The 17,565-nt window shown below is 72.9% G+C and carries 18 protein-coding genes and 1 tRNA gene; 9 read left to right on the forward strand and 10 right to left on the reverse strand.

Translation table 11 applies throughout. From position 1 onward, the window contains the following. Window positions 1-75 precede the first annotated feature (75 nt). Window positions 76-149: transfer RNA gene (locus tag EF903_RS04325), tRNA-Met, on the forward strand. 204 nt (window positions 150-353) lie between these two features. On the opposite strand, the gene EF903_RS04330 is transcribed toward EF903_RS04325, so the two are convergent. Beyond that, window positions 354-770 (reverse strand): Fur family transcriptional regulator, encoded by a 417-nt coding sequence (locus tag EF903_RS04330; RefSeq protein WP_125541240.1) that lies wholly within the window; start codon window positions 768-770, stop codon window positions 354-356. A 134-nt stretch (window positions 771-904) separates the two neighbouring features. Here EF903_RS04330 and EF903_RS04335 point away from each other — a divergent pair, with 134 nt between their 5' ends. Further along, on the forward strand, window positions 905-2,374 hold the full coding sequence (locus EF903_RS04335) for a catalase (protein WP_125541241.1): 1,470 nt from the start codon (window positions 905-907) through the stop codon (window positions 2,372-2,374). Between the two features lie 120 nt (window positions 2,375-2,494). Here the strand turns inward: EF903_RS04335 and EF903_RS04340 are convergent, their stop codons facing one another. Next, entirely contained in the window at window positions 2,495-2,893 is a 399-nt protein-coding gene (locus EF903_RS04340) for a cyclic nucleotide-binding/CBS domain-containing protein (protein WP_125541264.1), read from the reverse strand. Between the two features lie 151 nt (window positions 2,894-3,044). Next, complete coding sequence (gene hisN / locus EF903_RS04345; protein ID WP_125541242.1) at window positions 3,045-3,851, reverse strand: histidinol-phosphatase; 807 nt, start codon at window positions 3,849-3,851, stop codon at window positions 3,045-3,047. 126 nt (window positions 3,852-3,977) lie between these two features. Here hisN and EF903_RS04350 point away from each other — a divergent pair, with 126 nt between their 5' ends. Next, window positions 3,978-4,553, forward strand: a complete 576-nt coding sequence (locus tag EF903_RS04350; RefSeq protein WP_125541243.1) for a TetR/AcrR family transcriptional regulator — start codon at window positions 3,978-3,980, stop codon at window positions 4,551-4,553. Here EF903_RS04350 and EF903_RS04355 read toward each other — a convergent pair. From EF903_RS04355 to EF903_RS04370, 4 genes are all read right to left on the reverse strand, one after another. Then, window positions 4,519-4,842 (reverse strand): multidrug efflux SMR transporter, encoded by a 324-nt coding sequence (locus EF903_RS04355; RefSeq protein WP_125541244.1) that lies wholly within the window; start codon window positions 4,840-4,842, stop codon window positions 4,519-4,521. The two genes, EF903_RS04350 and EF903_RS04355, sit on opposite strands and share 35 nt — an antisense overlap. A 112-nt stretch (window positions 4,843-4,954) precedes the next feature. Further along, entirely contained in the window at window positions 4,955-5,965 is a 1,011-nt protein-coding gene (rsgA, locus tag EF903_RS04360) for a ribosome small subunit-dependent GTPase A (RefSeq protein WP_125541245.1), read from the reverse strand. Between the two features lie 9 nt (window positions 5,966-5,974). Continuing rightward, the gene (gene aroA / locus EF903_RS04365) at window positions 5,975-7,312 is read right to left on the reverse strand and encodes a 3-phosphoshikimate 1-carboxyvinyltransferase (RefSeq protein ID WP_125541246.1); all 1,338 of its coding nucleotides are present in this window, start codon (window positions 7,310-7,312) and stop codon (window positions 5,975-5,977) included. A gap of 65 nt (window positions 7,313-7,377) precedes the next feature. Beyond that, complete coding sequence (locus EF903_RS04370) at window positions 7,378-8,091, reverse strand: M50 family metallopeptidase (protein ID WP_125541247.1); 714 nt, start codon at window positions 8,089-8,091, stop codon at window positions 7,378-7,380. A gap of 53 nt (window positions 8,092-8,144) precedes the next feature. Between EF903_RS04370 and EF903_RS04375 the strand changes: the two genes are divergently transcribed. The 6 genes from EF903_RS04375 to def all read left to right on the forward strand — a co-directional run bounded on the left by EF903_RS04375 (window position 8,145) and on the right by def (window position 12,825). Continuing rightward, complete coding sequence (locus tag EF903_RS04375) at window positions 8,145-8,963, forward strand: SOS response-associated peptidase (protein ID WP_125541248.1); 819 nt, start codon at window positions 8,145-8,147, stop codon at window positions 8,961-8,963. 25 nt (window positions 8,964-8,988) lie between these two features. After that, window positions 8,989-9,666, forward strand: coding sequence for an alpha/beta family hydrolase (locus EF903_RS04380; protein ID WP_125541249.1), 678 nt, complete (start codon window positions 8,989-8,991; stop codon window positions 9,664-9,666). Window positions 9,667-9,931: 265 nt separating this feature from the next. After that, complete coding sequence (locus EF903_RS04385; protein ID WP_174250349.1) at window positions 9,932-10,576, forward strand: sigma-70 family RNA polymerase sigma factor; 645 nt, start codon at window positions 9,932-9,934, stop codon at window positions 10,574-10,576. Further along, entirely contained in the window at window positions 10,573-10,875 is a 303-nt protein-coding gene (rsrA, locus tag EF903_RS04390) for a mycothiol system anti-sigma-R factor (RefSeq protein WP_125541251.1), read from the forward strand. The genes EF903_RS04385 and rsrA overlap by 4 nt, the downstream gene beginning before the upstream one ends. 257 nt (window positions 10,876-11,132) lie before the next feature. After that, on the forward strand, window positions 11,133-12,122 hold the full coding sequence (locus EF903_RS04395; RefSeq protein ID WP_125541252.1) for a hypothetical protein: 990 nt from the start codon (window positions 11,133-11,135) through the stop codon (window positions 12,120-12,122). Window positions 12,123-12,189: 67 nt separating this feature from the next. Continuing rightward, on the forward strand, window positions 12,190-12,825 hold the full coding sequence (def, locus tag EF903_RS04400; RefSeq protein ID WP_114054090.1) for a peptide deformylase: 636 nt from the start codon (window positions 12,190-12,192) through the stop codon (window positions 12,823-12,825). A 47-nt stretch (window positions 12,826-12,872) separates the two neighbouring features. Here def and EF903_RS04405 read toward each other — a convergent pair whose 3' ends face one another. The 3 genes from EF903_RS04405 to EF903_RS04415 all read right to left on the reverse strand — a co-directional run bounded on the left by EF903_RS04405 (window position 12,873) and on the right by EF903_RS04415 (window position 17,475). Then, complete coding sequence (locus tag EF903_RS04405; protein ID WP_125541253.1) at window positions 12,873-13,862, reverse strand: helix-turn-helix domain-containing protein; 990 nt, start codon at window positions 13,860-13,862, stop codon at window positions 12,873-12,875. A gap of 146 nt (window positions 13,863-14,008) precedes the next feature. After that, window positions 14,009-15,016 (reverse strand): ribonucleotide-diphosphate reductase subunit beta, encoded by a 1,008-nt coding sequence (locus tag EF903_RS04410; protein WP_125541254.1) that lies wholly within the window; start codon window positions 15,014-15,016, stop codon window positions 14,009-14,011. A 56-nt stretch (window positions 15,017-15,072) separates the two neighbouring features. Further along, window positions 15,073-17,475 (reverse strand): ribonucleoside-diphosphate reductase subunit alpha, encoded by a 2,403-nt coding sequence (locus tag EF903_RS04415; RefSeq protein WP_125541255.1) that lies wholly within the window; start codon window positions 17,473-17,475, stop codon window positions 15,073-15,075. Between the last annotated feature and the right edge of the window lie 90 nt (window positions 17,476-17,565).

Genomic DNA, 17,565 nt, shown 5'->3' on the forward strand with positions numbered 1-17,565 from the left:
CGGGCGGTACCCCGGTGCGGGTACCCCATGGATTTGCATCTGCGGGGACCCCTCACGTACGGTGGGGTCTACCGACGCGGGGTGGAGCAGCTCGGTAGCTCGCTGGGCTCATAACCCAGAGGTCGCAGGTTCAAATCCTGTCCCCGCTACTAGACGAAGGCCCGGATCCTCAGGATCCGGGCCTTCGGCGTTCCCGCGGTCGGATACGTCGCACTCGCAAGCCCGCCACGGCCCGGCCGCCACGGCCCGGCCCGGGCGCACGTGCCGGAGGGCCGGGAAGCGGCTGCCCGCCTCCCGGCCCTCCTTCGCGCTCTTCGCTCCCTGCGGCCGCGGCCGCGGCCGCGACCGCGCGGCTACGCGCCCGCGCAGTCCGGGCAGAGGCCGCGGTAGGTCACCTCGACCGCCGAGACCGTGAAGCCGAAGCGCTCCGCGTCCGGCAGGTCGGCCAGCGGGTTGCCCGACGGGTGCACGTCCCGGATCGCCCCGCACTGCGCGCACACCAGGTGCTGGTGGGGCCGGTGGGCGTTGGGGTCGTACCGCTTGGCCCGGCGGTCCGTGGACACCTCCAGGACCTCGCCGAGGGTCACGAGTTCGCCGAGGGTGTTGTAGACGGTCGCGCGGGAGATCTCGGGCAGCTTGTCCACGGCGCGGGCGTGCACCTCGTCGGCCGTGAGGTGCACGTGGTCGCCGTCGAGCACCTCCGCCACCACGCGCCGCTGTGCGGTCATGCGCCATCCGCGTGCGCGAAGTCGTTCCAGCAGGTCACTCATGCACACCAGCCTAACAGTGAGGGGACCGGGTGTAAGTCCCGATCCCGTGCGGAGTTGGATCCTTGCTTGACTTGGACAAAGTCCATCGTAGGATCGTGTGCAAGAAGAACGCACCAGGGACAGGACATGGCGCGATGACGCAGGAGGCGCACGTGACGCAGGGACCGCTCACCACGGAGGCCGGGGCTCCGGTCGCGGACAACCAGAACAGCGAGACCGCGGGCCTCGGCGGGCCGGTCCTGGTCCAGGACCAGCTGCTGCTGGAGAAGCTCGCCCACTTCAACCGCGAGCGCATACCGGAGCGCGTCGTCCACGCCCGGGGCGCCGGCGCGTACGGCACCTTCACCGTCACCCGCGACGTCACGCAGTGGACCCGGGCGAAGTTCCTCTCCGAGGTCGGCAAGCAGACCGAGACGTTCCTGCGCTTCTCCACCGTCGCCGGCAACCTCGGCGCCGCCGACGCCGTCCGCGACCCGCGCGGCTGGGCGCTGAAGTTCTACACCGAAGAGGGCAACTACGACCTCGTCGGCAACAACACCCCGGTGTTCTTCATCAAGGACGCCATCAAGTTCCCGGACTTCATCCACACCCAGAAGCGCGACCCGTACACCGGCTCCACCGAGGCGGACAACGTGTGGGACTTCTGGAGCCTGTCGCCCGAGTCCACCCACCAGGTCACCTGGCTGTTCGGCGACCGCGGCATCCCCGCCTCCTACCGCCACATGAACGGCTACGGCTCGCACACCTACCAGTGGAACAACGAGGCCGGCGAGGTCTTCTGGGTCAAGTACCACTTCAAGACCGACCAGGGCATCAGGAACCTCACCCAGGCCGAGGCCGACAAGCTCGCCGGCGAGGACCCCGACAGCCACCAGCGCGACCTGCGCCAGGCCATCGAGCGGGGCGACTTCCCGAGCTGGACCGTGCAGGTGCAGATCATGCCCGCGGCCGACGCGGCGGCGTACCGCTTCAACCCGTTCGACCTCACCAAGGTGTGGCCGCACGAGGACTATCCGCCGATCGAGATCGGCAAGCTGGAGCTCAACCGCAACCCGGAGAACATCTTCGCCGAGGTCGAGCAGGCGATCTTCTCCCCGGCCCACTTCGTGCCCGGCATCGGCCCGTCTCCCGACAAGATGCTCCAGGGCCGCCTCTTCGCCTACGGCGACGCCCACCGCTACCGCGTCGGCATCAACGCCGACCACCTGCCGGTGAACCGCCCGCACGCGACCGCGGCCCGCACCAACTCCCGCGACGGCCTCCTCTACGACGGCCGCCACGGCGGTGCGAAGAACTACGAGCCGAACAGCTTCGGCGGCCCGCACCAGATCGACCGCCCGCTGTGGCAGCCGGTCCCGGTCGCCGGCGCCACCGGCAACCACGCCGCCCCGGTGCACGCCGAGGACAACGACTTCGTCCAGGCCGGCGCCCTCTACCGCCTCATGTCCGAGGACGAGAAGGGCCGCCTCGTGGAGAACCTCGCCGGCTTCATCGCCAAGGTCTCCCGCGACGACATCGTCGAGCGGGCGATCGGCAACTTCCGCCAGGCGGACGGCGACTTCGGCAAGCGGCTGGACGCCGCGGTCCAGGCCCTGCGCGGCTGACCTGCCGCTGCCGTGGCGCGCGACGGGCCGGCAGCCCCCTCGGGGGCTCGCCGGCCCGTCGCCGTTCTGCCGTTCTGCCGTTCTGTCGTTCTGTCGCTCCCGCGCCGGGTCCCTGGGCCGCTAAGCCGGCACGGCGGCGCCGCGCTGCGCCGGCACCCAGCAGCGGACGATGTCGCGGACGGACACGATGCCCACCGGGCCGCCGTCCTCCAGCACGATCAGGTGCCGGAAGCCGCCGTTGGCCATCGCCTCGGCGGCTTCCACGAGGGTCGCGCGGGGGGTGCAGAACACGACGTTGTTCGTGGTGTGCGCACCCACCGACTCCCGGTCGGGGTCGTGCCCCGCGCCTATGGAGTTGAGGACGTCCCGTTCGGTCAGGATGCCGATGCCGCTGTGCTCGGGGTCGAGGACGACGGCCGCGCCGACCCGGCGGCCGGACATCAGGCAGGCCGCCTGCCGCAGGGTGTGGGCGGGGCCGAGGGTGAGGATCACGGTGCTCATGGCGTCACGGACGAGCATGAAGAGGGCCACCTCCTGGATGAAGTCCTCCGCCTGCACTTCGAGAAGGCATTCACAAGCGCACAAGGGGAGGAGTTTCAGATTCCCACGCGTGCAGGGGGCCAACAAGAGGGCGTGCACCCGGTTCTCCGGGTGCTGCCCGCGTGCGCCGTCAGGCGCGGGGGCGCAGATGCCCGAGCATCTCCTCGTGCAGCAGCCCGTTCGACGCCGCCGCGTTGCCGCCGTGTACGCCGTCCACCCCGTCCAGGCTGGTGAACCGGCCGCCCGCCTCCTGCACCACGGCCGCGATCGCCGCCATGTCCCACAGGTTGAGCTCCGGCTCCGCGCACAGGTCCAGCGACCCCTCCGCGACCATCATGTACGGCCAGAAGTCGCCGTACCCGCGGGTGCGCCAGCACTTCCGGGTCAGCTCCAGGAACCCCTCCAGCCGGCCCTGCTCCTCCCAGCCGCCCAGCGAGGAGTACGCGAACGACGCGTCCCGCAGGGCGCCCACCCGCGAGACCCCGATCCGCTGCGGCTCGCCGCCCAGCGCCCCGCCGGCGTACGCCCCCGAACCCTCGGCCGCCCACCAGCGCCGGCCCAGGGCGGGCGCCGAGACCACGCCGACCACGGGGCGGAACCCGCCGTCGGCGCCCTCCTCCATCAGTGAGACGAGGGTCGCCCACACCGGGACCCCGCGCACGTAGTTCTTCGTCCCGTCGATCGGGTCGACCACCCACCGGCGCGGGCCGCTGCCCTTCAGCCCGTACTCCTCGCCCAGGATCGCGTCCTCGGGCCGCGCGGCCTCGATGCCCGCCCGGACCGCCTCCTCCGCCGCCCGGTCCGCCTCGCTCACCGGCGTCATGTCCGGCTTCGTCTCGACCTGCAGGTCGAGGGCGCGGAACCGCTGCATGGTCACCGCGTCCGCGGCGTCGGCGAGTTCGAGGGCGAGGCGCAGGTCATCGTCATAAGAGGGCATGTCCGGCACTTTATCGGGACGGCCGGGGACCGGCGAGGGGTGTCCGCGGTGCGGGCCCCGGGGCGCCCTTGACAGGATCTGTCGGCCCGTCAACTCTGGCGGTGAGTCGAGCGGGGAGGGGCACAGATGCCGGCAGCCCGGGAGTCCTTGCTGGAGGCGGCGGGAGCGGCGCTCTCGGGGCGCCCCTGGCCCTCCGTGCGGATGGTCGACGTGGCGGCCGCCGCGGGGGTGTCGCGGCAGACCCTCTACAACGAGTTCGGGGGCAAGGCGGGCCTCGGCCGCGCCCTCGTACGCCGCGAGGCCGACTGGTACCTCGACGGCGTCGACCGGGTCCTGCGCGCCCCGGCCGCCGGCACCGGCGACCGCCTCGCCTCCCTCGCCGAGTGGACCGTCCGAGCCGCCGCGGCCCGGCCCCTCGTACGCGCCCTGCTGACCGGGCACTGGGACGGCAACCTCCCGGCCCCGCCCGGCCGCGGGGCGCGGCCCGGCGTGCCCGCGCCCGGTCCGGGGGAGCTGGCCGGCGCGGTGCGCGACCGGGCCGCCGAGCTGCTCGCCGCGCCGGACGCCGCACACCGGTGCGAGCTCGCCGTGCGCCTCGCCCTGTCGTACGTGGTGGCGCCCGCGCGGGAGAGCGGGCTCGGGGAACTGCTCGGGCTGCTGCGGCTGCTCAGTGAGCCGATCCGGACAGCTGGAGGCCGATGACGCCGAGGATGACCAGCGAAATCGAGACGATCTTGAGGGTGGAGACGAGGTCGCCGAGGAAGACCATGCCGTAGACGGCCGTGCCCGCCGCCCCGATGCCCGTCCACACCGCGTACGCCGGACCCACGTCCAGCTTCTTCAGGGCCATCGTCAGGAGCCCGAAGCTGCCGAGCGCGAAGGCGGCGAAGGCGATCGTCGGCCACAGCCGGGTGAACCCGTGCGACAGCTTCAGGCAGACCGCGAAACCGGTCTCCAACAGTCCGGCGACGACCACCAGCAGCCACGCCATGGCGAATGCCTCCCCGCCTCAAGGTGACATCGCGTCACTCGGTGCGCTTATGCATTCACCGGACGGAGGCCGCGGCAAACCCCGGCCGACACCGCCGAACCCCGCCGGACGATCAGTCCCCTTCGCGGCGCTCACGGGTGCGCAGCAGCCGGCGCAGCGAATCCAGCCGCGCCGGGTCGGCGTGCCCCTCCTCCACCCACGCGTCCAGCGCGCAGTCCTGCTCGTCGTGGCTGCACGCCCGGGGGCAGTCCTCGGTGCCGGGCACCAGGTCGGGGAAGGCGAGGATCACCCGCGACGGGTCCACGTGGTGCAGGCCGAACGAACGCACGCCCGGGGTGTCGATGACCCAGCCGTCACCGGACGGCAGCGGCAGCGCCAGCGCCGAGGTGGTGGTGTGCCGGCCGCGGCCCGTCACCGCGTTGACGTGGCCCGTGGCGCGCTGGCGGCCCTCGCCGACCAGCGAGTTCACCAAAGTCGTCTTGCCGACGCCCGAGTGCCCCACGAAGGCGGTGATCCGGCCCGCCAGCCGCTCGCGCACCCGCTCGGCGGCGTCGCCGGCGGCCAGCTCCTCGCGGTTGGTCACCACGTACGACAGGCCGAACGAGGCGTACACCTCCAGGATCTTGTCCGCAGACGTCAGGTCGGACTTGGTCAGCACCAGCAGCGGCTCCAGCCCGGCGTCGTACGCGGCCACCAGGCAGCGGTCGATCATCCGCGGCCGCGGCTCCGGGTCGGCCAGCGCCGTGACGATCGCCAGCTGGTCGGCGTTGGCGACGACCACCCGCTCGTACGGGTCGTCGTCGTCCGCGGTGCGCCGCAGCACCGACCGGCGCTCCTCGATGCGCACGATCCGCGCGAGGGTGTCCTTCCCTCCCGACAGGTCGCCGACCAGCCACACCCGGTCGCCGACCACGGCCGCCTTGCGGCCCAGCTCCCGGGCCTTCATCGCGACGACCGTGCGGTCCTCCACCAGGCACGTCAGCCGGCCGCGGTCGACGGTGAGGACGAAGCCCTCGGCCGCGTCCTCGTGCTTGGGCCGCTTGCTGGTCCTGGGCCGGTTGCCCTTCGGGTTGGGCCTCGCCCGGATGTCGTCCTCGTCGGTGTGCTTGCCGTACCTGCGCATGACCGGGCCCTACGCTCCCGCTCCCGCGAGCATGTCCGCCCACATCGTGGGGAAGTCGGGCAGGGTCTTCGCGGTCGTCGCCACGTTCTCGATCTGCACGCCCTCGACGGCCAGGCCGATCACCGCGCCCGCGGTGGCCATCCGGTGGTCGTCGTAGGTGCGGAACACCCCGCCGTGCAGCGGCCGCGGACGGATGTGCAGGCCGTCGGCGGTCTCGGTGACGTCGCCGCCGAGACCGTTGATCTCCGCGGTCAGCGCCGCCAGCCGGTCCGTCTCGTGCAGCCGCAGGTGGGCCACCCCGCGCAGCGTGGACGGCGAGTCCGCGAGCGCCGCCACGGCCGCGATGCCCGGGGTCAGCTCGCCGACCTCGCCGAGGTCCACGTCGATGCCGTGGATCTTGCCGCTGCCGGTGAAGACCAGGCCCGCGTCGGTCACCTCGCAGGAACCGCCCATCTCGGTGAAGATGCGGCGCAGCTCGTCACCGGGCTGGGTGGTGCGGCGCGGCCAGTCCGGGATGGTGACCGTGCCGCCGGTGATCAGGGCCGCGGCCAGGAACGGCTGGGCGTTCGACAGGTCCGGCTCCACCACGAGGTCGCGGCCGAGCAGCGCGCCCGGCGAGACCCGCCACACGTTCTTCTCGCCGCCCGCCTCCGGGGTGTCGACCTGGGCGCCCGCCGCGCGCAGCATCTCCACCGTCATCCGGATGTGCGGCATCGACGGCAGGGTCGCGCCGGTGTGCCGCACCTCCACGCCCTGGTTGAAGCGCGGCGCGGACAGCAGCAGCGCGGAGACGAACTGCGAGGAGTTGCTCGCGTCCAGCTCGATCGGGCCGCCCTCCAGGGCGCCGCCGCCGTGGACGGTCATCGGCAGCGCGCCGCGGCCGCCGTCGTCGATGCGGGCGCCCAGGCCGCGCAGGGCGTCGATGACCTGGCCGAGGGGGCGCTCGTAGGAGCGCGGGTCGCCGTCGAAGCGGATGTCGCCGGAGGCGAGCGTCGCGACGGGCGGCAGGAACCGCATGACCGTGCCCGCGTTGCCGACGTCCACCGAGGCCGGTCCGTGCAGGGCGGCGGGGATGATCCGCCAGGCCTCGCCGCCGGCCGCGTCGCCGGAGCTGGAGGAGGCCGTCTCCTCGATCCCGACGCCCATGGCGCGCAGCGCGTCCGCCATGAGCTGCGAGTCGCGCGAGCGCAGCGGACGGCGCACCCAGCCGGGCTCGGCCGCGAGCGCGGCGAGCACCAGGGCGCGGTTGGTGACCGACTTCGACCCGGGCACGGTGACGGTGGCGTGGACGGTCCCGTCTGCGTGCGGGGCAGGCCAGAGGGCGGGAAGCGCGGGGGTGGCGGTCATGGCCACCACTTTAGTGGCTCCCCGAGGGGCCCGATCGTGTTCGAGCCTCGGCCCGGGGCGGGGTCTCAGAGGTTGAGAAGCCAGCGCCCGCCGCCGATGAGCGAGCACAGCGCCACCGCGTGGAAGAGGAACAGCCACAACACGGCGGGGGTGTGCGTCAGGCGCCCCAGCTGGTCCGCGTCCGAATCGGGCGCCCCGCCGTGCCGGCGCTTGGCACCCAGCTCGAAGACCGGCCGGACCCCGCCCAGCAGCAGGAACCACACGGCCGCGTAGGCGAACGCCGCCTGCACCTGCGCCGGGGCCAGCCAGGAGACCAGGACGAACGTTCCGCCGGTGAGCACCATGGTCAGCGCCCCGTACGCGTTGCGGATCATCACCAGCATCGCCAGCAGCAGGGCCGTCGCCGCCCACAGCAGCAGCGTGATGCGGTGCGCGGAGAGCAGCGCCGCCCCGCCGAGGCCGAGCAGCGACGGCGCGGTGTAGCCGGCGGCCGCCGTCAGGATCATGCCGGGGCCGGTCGGCTTGCCGCGGCTGACGGTGACCCCGCTGGTGTCCGAGTGCAGCCGTATCCCGTCCAGGCGGCGGCCCGTCAGCAGGGCCAGCAGCCCGTGGCCGCCCTCGTGGGCGATGGTGACCGCGTTGCGGGACACCCGCCACACGGGCCCGGGCGCGACCAGCGCCAGCGCGGCCACGCCCGTCGCGATCACCAGCCACGTGGCCGGCGCCTCCTGCATTCCGGTGAGCCGGTCCCACAGGCCGGCGGTCGTGCTGCTGTCCATGGGGTGGCGGGCTCCTTGCGGTGGTGGTCGGGTGACATGGCAGTGTGGCAGCCATGTGCGGACGGTATGCAGCGAGTCGCAGCCCCGAGGAGCTGGCGGAGCTCTTCGGCGTCGAGCGCTGGGAGCCCGAGGAGGCCCTGGCACCCGACTGGAACGTGGCACCCACCAAGCAGGTCCGCATCGTCCTCGACCGCCCCCTGAAGGACGCCGCCGACCCGCGTCCGGTTCGCCAGCTGCGCGTCGTGAAGTGGGGGCTCGTGCCCTCCTGGGCCAAGAACGCCGAGGGGGCCGCCCGGATGATCAACGCCCGGGCGGAGACCCTCGCCGAGAAGCCGTCCTTCCGCCGCCCCTTCGCCCAGCGGCGCTGCATCGTCCCCGCCGACGGCTACTACGAATGGGCCACCGGGCACGACGAGCGCCGGCTGGAGGTCGAGGGCCTCGGGAAGCGCTCCCGCAAGCAGCCCTACTTCGTCCTCCCCGCGGACGGCTCCGTGCTCGCGATGGCCGGCATATACGAGTTCTGGCGCGACCCTGCCGTGCCCGCCGGCGACCCCGGCGCCTGGTGGGCCACCTGCTCGGTGGTCACCACCGAGGCCGAGACCGCCCCGCTGGCCGCGGCCCCCGCCGACGGGCCGCGCTCGCTCTCCGAGATCCACCCGCGGATGCCGCTCGCGCTCACCCCCGACCGGTGGGACGCCTGGCTGGACCCGGCGGCCACCGACGCGGACGGAGCCCTCCAGGAGCTCCTCGCACCCCCGCCCGGAGGGCTGATGCGGGCCTACCCGGTGTCCACCGCGGTCAGCAGCGTCCGCAACAACGGCCCCGAGCTGCTGGCCGAACTGGACGGGCCGCAGGAGGCGACCCTGTTCTAGAGCCGCGGGGCGGCAGGATGGGGCCATGACCACGCGCACGCGCACCCGGAGCGTCGATACCCCCGCGGGCGAGGCCCGCATCACCTGGTACCCCGCGGCGGGCGGGGCCCGGCTCGTCCTGGCCCTCGGCCACGGCGCGGGCGGCGGCATCGAGGCCCGCGACCTGCAGGCGCTGGCCGCCGCCCTGCCCGGCCGCGGCACCACGGTCGCCCTGGTCGAGCAGCCCTGGAGGGTCGCCGGCCGGAAGGTCGCGGCCGCCCCCAAGGTGCTCGACGAGGGCTGGCGGGGCCTGTGGCCGGCACTGGCCGAGCCCGGCCTGCCTGTCGTGGCCGGCGGGCGCAGCGCGGGCGCCCGGGTGGCCTGCCGCACCGGGTCCGCCCTCGGCGCGGCCGGGGTGCTGGCGCTGGCGTTCCCGCTGCACCCGCCGGGCCGCCCCGAGCGCTCCCGGGCAGCGGAGCTGACCGGGGCGGGGCTGCCCGTCCTGGTCGTCCAGGGCGGCCGCGACCCGTTCGGACGCCCCGAGGAGTTCCCGGCGGCCGGCCCGCCGGCGTACGAGCTCCTGGAGGTGCCGGGGGGCGACCACGGCTTCGCGGTGCCGAAGAAGGGCGCACCCACCCAGGAGGAGGCCCTCGAGGCGGTCGTCGAGGGGGTCGCCGACTGGCTGGACCGGCTGGCCCCGGACGCCGCCGCTGCCGCGACCTGACGGATTCGGCAGAGCCCGCCCCGGAGGGGAATGCGCGGCCCGGCCGCGGCGTTGTCCGGATGTCGGAACGCAGGGGACCGCGTCGGAGGAGAGCAAGCGCATGACCCAGGTCGTCAGCCAGAGCCGTCCGCAGGCCGAAGGGCTCGAATGGACGGTCCTGCCCGGGCCCAGGCGCGGCCCGCTCCGGGCGGCGGAGGGCCGGGATGGTCGACTATTCTCCGATTCGAGCGGGTCCGCACTCGGAGCCGCACCGCAGTCGGAGGAGGTGGGTCCTGTCGCTGGGACCGACGGAGGCCAGGCGGAGGAGACGGCCGCCGAGCGCAACGCGCGCTTCGAGCGGGACGCCCTCGGCTACCTCGACCAGATGTACTCGGCCGCGCTGCGCATGACGCGCAATCCGGCCGACGCCGAGGACCTGGTCCAGGAGACGTACGCGAAGGCGTACGCGTCCTTCCACCAGTTCCGTGAGGGCACCAACCTGAAGGCCTGGCTCTACCGCATTCTGACCAACACCTTCATCAACTCCTACCGCAAGAAGCAGCGCGAACCGCAGCGCAGCGCGGCGGAGGAGATCGAGGACTGGCAGCTGGCGCGCGCCGAGTCGCACATGTCCACGGGCCTGAGGTCGGCCGAGTCGCAGGCACTCGACCACCTGCCCGATTCGGACGTGAAGGAGGCGCTCCAGGCCATTCCGGAGGAGTTCCGCATCGCGGTCTACCTTGCCGACGTGGAGGGCTTTGCGTACAAGGAGATCGCGGACATCATGGGTACACCCATCGGTACGGTCATGTCCCGGCTGCACCGTGGCCGCCGTCAACTCCGCGGAATGCTGGAGGACTACGCCCGCGAGCGCGGACTGGTCCCCGCCGGCGCCGGAGAGTCGAACGACCTGAAAGGCTCGGGCTCATGAGCTGCGGAGAGCCGCACGAGACGGAGTGCTCCGAGGTCCTGGACCACCTGTACGAGTTCCTGGACCACGAGATGCCCGACAGCGACTGCACGAAGTTCGAGACGCATTTCGGCGAGTGCAATCCCTGTCTGGAGAAGTACGGCCTGGAGAAGGCCGTGAAGAAGCTGGTGAAGCGGTGCTGCGGCTCGGACGACGTGCCGAGCGACCTGCGCGCCAAGGTGATGGGGCGGATCGAGCTGATCCGCTCCGGGCAGGCGGTGCCCGAGCACGACGTGACCGCCGATCCCGCCGCCGGCTGACCGCGGGGCGGCCCCGCCGCCACCGTTCACCCGAAGGTGCCAATCCGTGGGCGTGCGTACGGAGCGGCGCCGGAAATCGGCCCCCGCATCAGGGGGCCGAGCCGTTTTTCCGGGCCGGACGTGACGGAGTCACCTCCCTCCCGCCGGGGTAACCCATGGGTAATGAGCGGCCGTCCGAGTGGGCATGGTTGGATGCGAGTAGGAGCGTCCGTGAGGGTGTCCGCAAGGCTGCACCGTTGGACCGGCAGGCGGGAATCGTGAGGATCTTCGGGAAGGTACGGCACAGGCCCTCCGCCTCGTGGCGGCAGGCCACCGACCGAGCGTTCACACTGATCGGCGACGGTCGGTACGAGGACGCGGGTGCGCTGCTGACCAGAGCCGCCGACCTGGAGCCCTGGCTGTCCGAGTCGTGGTTCAACCTGGCACTGCTGCACAAGTTCCGGCACGACTGGGAGCAGGCGCGCGCCGCGGGCCTGCGGGCCGTCGCCCTGCTGGACCGGGAGGCCGGCGCCCCGGACTGGTGGAACGTCGGCATCGCGGCGACCGCCCTCCAGGACTGGCCGCTGGCCCGGCGGGCCTGGCAGGCGTACGGCCTGAAGGTGCCCGGCGACCCGCACGGCAAGGGCGGCGAACCGGTCGGCATGGAGCTCGGCAGCGCGGCCGTGCGGCTCTCCCCCGAGGGCGAGGCCGAGGTCGTCTGGGGCCGCAGGCTCGATCCGGCCCGCATCGAGGTCCTCTCGATCCCGCTGCCCTCCTCGGGGCGGCGCTGGGGCGAGGTCGTCCTCCACGACGGCGTGCCGAACGGGGAGCGCATCACCGCGGCGGGCCCCTCCTACCCCGTCTTCGACGAGATCGAACTGTGGGCGCCCTCGCCGGTGCCGACCTGGGTCGTGCTGCTGGAGGCCGCCGCCGAGTCCGACCGGGACGCGCTCGAACAGCTCGCGTCCGACGCGGGGTTCGCCGCCGAGGACTGGTCCTCCTCCGTGCGGCTGCTCTGCCGGACCTGCTCCGAGAGCGCGATGCCGAGCGGCGAGGGCGACGGGGAGCACCTCGACCCGCACGACCACAGCGAGCCGGGCCACCCCGGGCCGCTCGGCCACCGCACGGCCGGATCGGGTTCGCTGTGGGTGCCGGAGCGGGAGTGCGGCATCGCGGCGCCCGCCGGCCTGGTGCAGGGGCTCCTCGACGGCTGGGTCGCGGACAGCCCCGACACCCGCGCTTGGCGGGATCTCGAAGAAGTCTGCTGACCGGGCACCGTAGGCTGTACCGGCACAATCGGTGAACGGGTCGACCCACGGAAGGCTTACGGCGGACATGGCGCAGCAGGAGAACGAGGTCATCGCGGTGGACGACGACGGTTACGTCGTGGACACCGAGGACTGTGAGGCGCGCGAGCTCGCCCACCGCGAGCGCGGCACCGCCCGTCCCATCACGGTGGTCGGCAACCCGGTGCTGCACCGCGAGTGCAAGGACGTCACCGAGTTCGGCGACGAACTGGCCAAGCTGATCGACGACATGTTCGCCAGCCAGAAGGCCGCCGAGGGCGTCGGCCTCGCCGCGAACCAGATCGGCGTGGACGCCAAGGTCTTCGTCTACGACTGCCCGGACGACGAGGGCGTCCGCCACACCGGCGTCGTCGTCAACCCCAGGCTCGTGGAGCTGCCGGCCGGCTCCCGCGTCCTCGACGACTCCAACGAGGGCTGCCTCTCCGTCCCGACCGCGTACGCCTCGCTGGCCCGCCCGGACTACGCCGAGGTCACCGGGCAGGACGCCCAGGGCAACCCGATCAAGGTGCGGGGCACCGGCTACTTCGCGCGCTGCCTCCAGCACGAGACGGACCACCTGTACGGCTACCTGTACATCGACCGCCTCTCCAAGCGCGACCGGAAGGACGCCCTGCGGCAGATGGCCGAGGGCACCCCGCGCTACGAGACCGTGCCGAACGACTGACGTCCGAGACGGTCCGCGGCGGCGCGGCGGCGGCCGGCCCCCGGGCCTCAGGCCGCCGTCCCGGCCGGGCCCGCCGTCCCGCCAGGGCCGCGGAAGGTGCGGCGGAAGGCGTTCGGCGTCGTGCCGAGCGTCCGCAGGAAGTGGTGGCGCAGCGCGGCCGCACTGCCGAAGCCGCAGCGGCCCGCGACGGCGTCCACCGTGTCGTCCGTGGCCTCCAGCAGCTCCTGCGCCAGCAGCACGCGCTGCCGCAGCACCCACTGGTAGGGGGTCGTGCCCGTCTCCTGCAGGAAGCGGCGCGCGAAGGTCCGCGGGGACATCCCGGCCCGCTCCGCGAGCTGCTCGACGGTGATCTCCTCGGCCAGGTGGCCGCCCATCCACGCGATCACCCCGCCGACCGCGTCGCCGGACGCGCGGGGCAGCGGGCGGCGGATGTACTGGGCCTGGCCGCCGTCCCGGTGCGGCGGCACCACCATCCGCCGGGCCACCACCCCCGCCGCCTCCGCGCCGTGCTCCTGCCGCAGCAGGTGCAGGCAGGCGTCGATCCCGGAGGCCGTGCCCGCGGCGGTGACCACCGGGCCCTCGTCCACGTACAGCACGTCGGGGTCGACGACGGCCCGCGGGAAGCGCCGGGCCAGGGCCTCGGCGTGCATCCAGTGCGTCGTGCAGCGCCGGCCGTCGAGCAGCCCGGCCGCGCCCAGCACGAAGGCACCGCTGCACACGCTGAGCACCCGAGCCCCGCGCTCCACGGCCCGGCGCAGGGCCGCCAGCAGCGGCTCCGGGTACGTGCGCGCGGCGGCGCCGCGGTCGGCGGGGACGCAGACCAGGTCCGCCTCCTCCAGGCGCTCCACCCCGTGCGGGGCCAGCACGTCGAAGTGCCCGTCGCCGGCGGGGGTGCGGCGGTCGCCCACCGCGCAGACCGCGAAGTCGAACGCCGGCAGTCCCTCCGCGCTGCGGTCGATGCCGAACACCTCGCAGAAGATGCCCAGCTCGAAGGGGGCCACCCCGGGCATCAGCACCACGGCCACGTTCTTCAGCACGGCACCAAGTCTGGCAGGAATCCGGAAGCCCGTGAAGGTCCTGCCACCCGGCAGGCCCGGGAACGCCGGATCGGCCGGCCGCTGCGCGAGGCAGCCGCCGGCCGATCCGGTGGTGGTGCGGGAGCGGCCGCGGGGGACCGCAGCCCTCAGAAGTCCTCGTCCAGGTCGACGGTGCCCTCGACCGCGACCTGGTACGCCGACGGTCGGCGCTCGAAGAAGTTCGTCAGCTCCTGCACGCCCTGGAGCTCCATGAACGAGAACGGGTTCTGCGAGCCGTACACCGGCGGGAAGCCGAGGCGCACCAGGCGCTGGTCCGCGACGCACTCCAGGTACTCGCGCATCGACTCGGTGTTCATGCCGGGCAGGCCGTCGCCGCAGAGGTCGCGGCCGAACTGGAGCTCGGCCTCGACGGCCTCCCGCAGCATGTCCGTGACCTGCGTGCGCAGTTCGTCGTCGAAGAGCTCCGGCTCCTCCTTGCGGACCGTGTCCACGACCTCGAACGCGAAGTTCATGTGCATGGTCTCGTCGCGGAAGACCCAGTTCGTGCCGGTCGCCAGGCCGTGCAGCAGGCCGCGCGAGCGGAACCAGTACACGTACGCGAAGGCGCCGTAGAAGAACAGCCCCTCGATGCACGCGGCGAAGCAGATCAGGTTCAGCAGGAAGCGGCGGCGGTCGGCCTGCGTCTCCAGCCGGTCGATCTTCTCGACCGAGTCCATCCACTTGAAGCAGAACTGCGCCTTCTCACGGATGGAGGGGATGTTCTCCACCGCCGCGAAGGCGGCCGCCCGGTCGTCCGGATCGGGCAGGTAGGTGTCCAGCAGCGTCAGGTAGAACTGGACGTGCACGGCCTCCTCGAACAGCTGGCGCGACAGGTACAGGCGCGCCTCCGGGGAGTTGATGTGCTTGTACAGCGTCAGGACCAGGTTGTTCGCCACGATCGAGTCGCCCGTCGCGAAGAACGCGACCAGGCGCCCGATCATGTGCTGCTCTGCGGGCGTCAGCTTCGCCAGGTCGGCCACGTCCGAGTGGAGGTCGACCTCCTCCACCGTCCACGTGTTCTTGATCGCGTCCCGGTAGCGCTCGTAGAAGTCCGGGTAGCGCATCGGGCGGAGCGTCAGCTCGAAGCCGGGGTCGAGCAGGTTCTTGTCGGTCATAGCAGTCGGCGCGCGGCGCCGTCCTCCAGGAGTGGTGGTCGGGTGGCGGGAGGGGGTTACTGGCAGGCTTCGCAGGACTCGGGGTTCTCCAGCGAGCAGGCCAGTGCCTCGGCGTCCACGGCCTGCGGCAGCGGGGTGGCGGCGGCCGGGACGGCGGCGCCCGACGCGGCCCGGGCGATCTTCGTCGCCGGACGCGACCGCAGGTAGTAGGTCGTCTTCAGACCCTGCTTCCAGGCGTACGCGTACATCGACGACAGCTTGCCGATGGTCGGCGTCTCCATGAACAGGTTCAGCGACTGCGACTGGTCCAGGTACGGGGTCCGGGCCGCCGCCATGTCGATCAGGCCGCGCTGCGGGATCTCCCACGCCGTCCGGTACAGCTCGCGGACGTCCGCCGGGATCCACGTGAAGCCCTGAACCGAGCCGGACGCGTCGCGCAGCGCCTCGCGGGTCTGCGCGTCCCACACGCCGAGCTTCTTCAGGTCCTCCACCAGGTAGGCGTTGACCTGGAGGAACTCACCCGACAGCGTCTCGCGCTTGAACAGGTTCGACACCTGCGGCTCGATGCACTCGTACACGCCCGCGATCGAGGCGATCGTCGCCGTCGGCGCGATGGCCAGCAGCAGCGAGTTGCGCATGCCGGTCTCGGCGATCCGGGCGCGCAGCGCCTCCCAGCGCTCCGGCCACGCCCGCTCGGTGTCGTAGTGGTCGGGGTGCAGCACGCCCTGCGCCGTACGGGTCTGCGCCCAGGCCGGGACGGGGCCGTGCTTCTCGGCGAGGTCCGCGGAGGCCTCGTACGCCGCGAGCATGATGCGCTCGGCGATCTTCGTGGACAGCGCCTTCGCCTCGGCGGAGTCGAAGGGCAGGCGCAGCTTGAAGAAGACGTCCTGCAGGCCCATCGCACCCAGGCCCACCGGGCGCCACTTGGCGTTGGAGCGGCCGGCCTGCTCCGTCGGGTAGAAGTTGATGTCCACCACGCGGTCGAGGAAGGTCACGGCCGTGCGGACGGTCTCGTCCAGGCGCTCCCAGTCCATCTCGCCGGTCTCGGCGAGCACGAACGCGCCGAGGTTGACCGAGCCGAGGTTGCAGACGGCGGTCTCGCCGTCGTTGGTGACCTCGATGATCTCGGTGCACAGGTTGGAGGAGTGGACGACGGTGCCGGGCAGCGCGGTCTGGTTCGCGGTCCGGTTGGAGGCGTCCTTGAACGTCATCCAGCCCTGGCCGGTCTGCGCGAGGGTGCGCATCATGCGGCCGTACAGCTCGCGGGCCGGCAGGGTCTTCTTGGCGAGCCCGGCCTGCTCGGCCTTGGTGTAGGCGGCGTCGAACTCCGCGCCGTACAGGTCGACCAGCTCGGGGACGTCGGACGGGGAGAACAGCGACCACTGGCCGTCGGCGTTCACGCGGCGCATGAACTCGTCGGGGATCCAGTGCGCCAGGTTCAGGTTGTGCGTGCGGCGGGCGTCCTCGCCGGTGTTGTCGCGCAGCTCCAGGAACTCCTCGATGTCCGCGTGCCAGGTCTCCAGGTAGACGGCGGCGGCGCCCTTGCGGCGGCCGCCCTGGTTCACCGCGGCGACGGAGGCGTCGAGGGTCTTCAGGAACGGGACGATGCCGTTGGAGTGGCCGTTGGTGCCGCGGATCAGGGAGCCGCGGGCGCGGATGCGCGAGTACGACAGGCCGATGCCGCCGGCGTGCTTCGACAGGCGCGCCACCTGGTGGTAGCGGTCGTAGATCGAGTCGAGCTCGTCCAGCGGGGAGTCCAGCAGGTAGCAGGAGGACATCTGCGGGTGCCGGGTGCCGGAGTTGAAGAGGGTGGGCGAGGACGGCAGGTAGTCCAGGCGGCTCATCAGCCGGTAGAGGGAGGCGACTTCCTCGACGGCGGCGGCGCTGTCGTCGGAGGCTAGGCCGCAGGCGACGCGCAGCATGAAGTGCTGCGGGGTCTCGATGACCCGGCGGGTGATCGGGTGGCGCAGCAGGTAGCGGCTGTGCAGGGTGCGCAGGCCGAAGAAGCCGAAGCGGTCGTCGGCGCCCTCGGCGAGGGTGTGCTCGACGAGCGCGTCGAGGCGGCTCGCGTGCAGGCGGACGAACTCGGCGGTGCGGTCGGCGATCAGGCCCTCGCGGTGGCCGACCTCGACGGAGGCGGAGAAGGAGGTCGAGCCCTGGCTCGCGGCCTCCTCGGCGACGGCGATCGTCAGCAGCCGGGCGGCGAGCCGGGAGTACGCCGGGTCCTCCGAGATCAGGCCGGCGGCGGCCTCGGTGGCCAGCCCGCGCAGCTCGGCCTCGTCGGCGGCGGCGCTGCGGCCGCGGAGCGCGGCGGCGGCGACGCGGCCCGGGTCGGTGTCGGGAAGGTCGGCGGTCAGCTCGGTGAGGGTGCGCAGCAGCGCGGCCCCGGGGCCCCCGGCCTCAGCTCCGTGGTCGGACGGGTCGGACTCGGCGCGCGGTGCGGAAGGCGCGATGGTCACGGGGGGAGCTCTCCCTCGCTCGGCTCCGGGGCACCGGCGGTGCGGGCGCGAGCGGGCGCGCGCGGGCAGGCCCCGGCAAGGGCGGCACCG

The organism is Streptomyces sp. WAC05292 (assembly GCF_003949955.1).
GTDB lineage: Bacteria > Actinomycetota > Actinomycetes > Streptomycetales > Streptomycetaceae > Streptomyces > Streptomyces globosus.

Excerpts from the sequence above, each read along its gene's own strand:
- EF903_RS04330 (WP_125541240.1), bottom strand. The coding sequence starts at position 770 with ATGAGTGACCTGCTGGAACGACTTCGCGCACGCGGATGGCGCATGACC.
- EF903_RS04335 (WP_125541241.1), top strand. The coding sequence starts at position 905 with ATGACGCAGGAGGCGCACGTGACGCAGGGACCGCTCACCACGGAGGCC.
- EF903_RS04340 (WP_125541264.1), bottom strand. The coding sequence starts at position 2,893 with ATGCTCGTCCGTGACGCCATGAGCACCGTGATCCTCACCCTCGGCCCC.
- hisN (WP_125541242.1), bottom strand. The coding sequence starts at position 3,851 with ATGCCCTCTTATGACGATGACCTGCGCCTCGCCCTCGAACTCGCCGAC.
- EF903_RS04350 (WP_125541243.1), top strand. The coding sequence starts at position 3,978 with ATGCCGGCAGCCCGGGAGTCCTTGCTGGAGGCGGCGGGAGCGGCGCTC.
- EF903_RS04355 (WP_125541244.1), bottom strand. The coding sequence starts at position 4,842 with ATGGCGTGGCTGCTGGTGGTCGTCGCCGGACTGTTGGAGACCGGTTTC.
- rsgA (WP_125541245.1), bottom strand. The coding sequence starts at position 5,965 with ATGCGCAGGTACGGCAAGCACACCGACGAGGACGACATCCGGGCGAGG.
- aroA (WP_125541246.1), bottom strand. The coding sequence starts at position 7,312 with ATGACCGCCACCCCCGCGCTTCCCGCCCTCTGGCCTGCCCCGCACGCA.
- EF903_RS04370 (WP_125541247.1), bottom strand. The coding sequence starts at position 8,091 with ATGGACAGCAGCACGACCGCCGGCCTGTGGGACCGGCTCACCGGAATG.
- EF903_RS04375 (WP_125541248.1), top strand. The coding sequence starts at position 8,145 with ATGTGCGGACGGTATGCAGCGAGTCGCAGCCCCGAGGAGCTGGCGGAG.
- EF903_RS04380 (WP_125541249.1), top strand. The coding sequence starts at position 8,989 with ATGACCACGCGCACGCGCACCCGGAGCGTCGATACCCCCGCGGGCGAG.
- rsrA (WP_125541251.1), top strand. The coding sequence starts at position 10,573 with ATGAGCTGCGGAGAGCCGCACGAGACGGAGTGCTCCGAGGTCCTGGAC.
- def (WP_114054090.1), top strand. The coding sequence starts at position 12,190 with ATGGCGCAGCAGGAGAACGAGGTCATCGCGGTGGACGACGACGGTTAC.
- EF903_RS04410 (WP_125541254.1), bottom strand. The coding sequence starts at position 15,016 with ATGACCGACAAGAACCTGCTCGACCCCGGCTTCGAGCTGACGCTCCGC.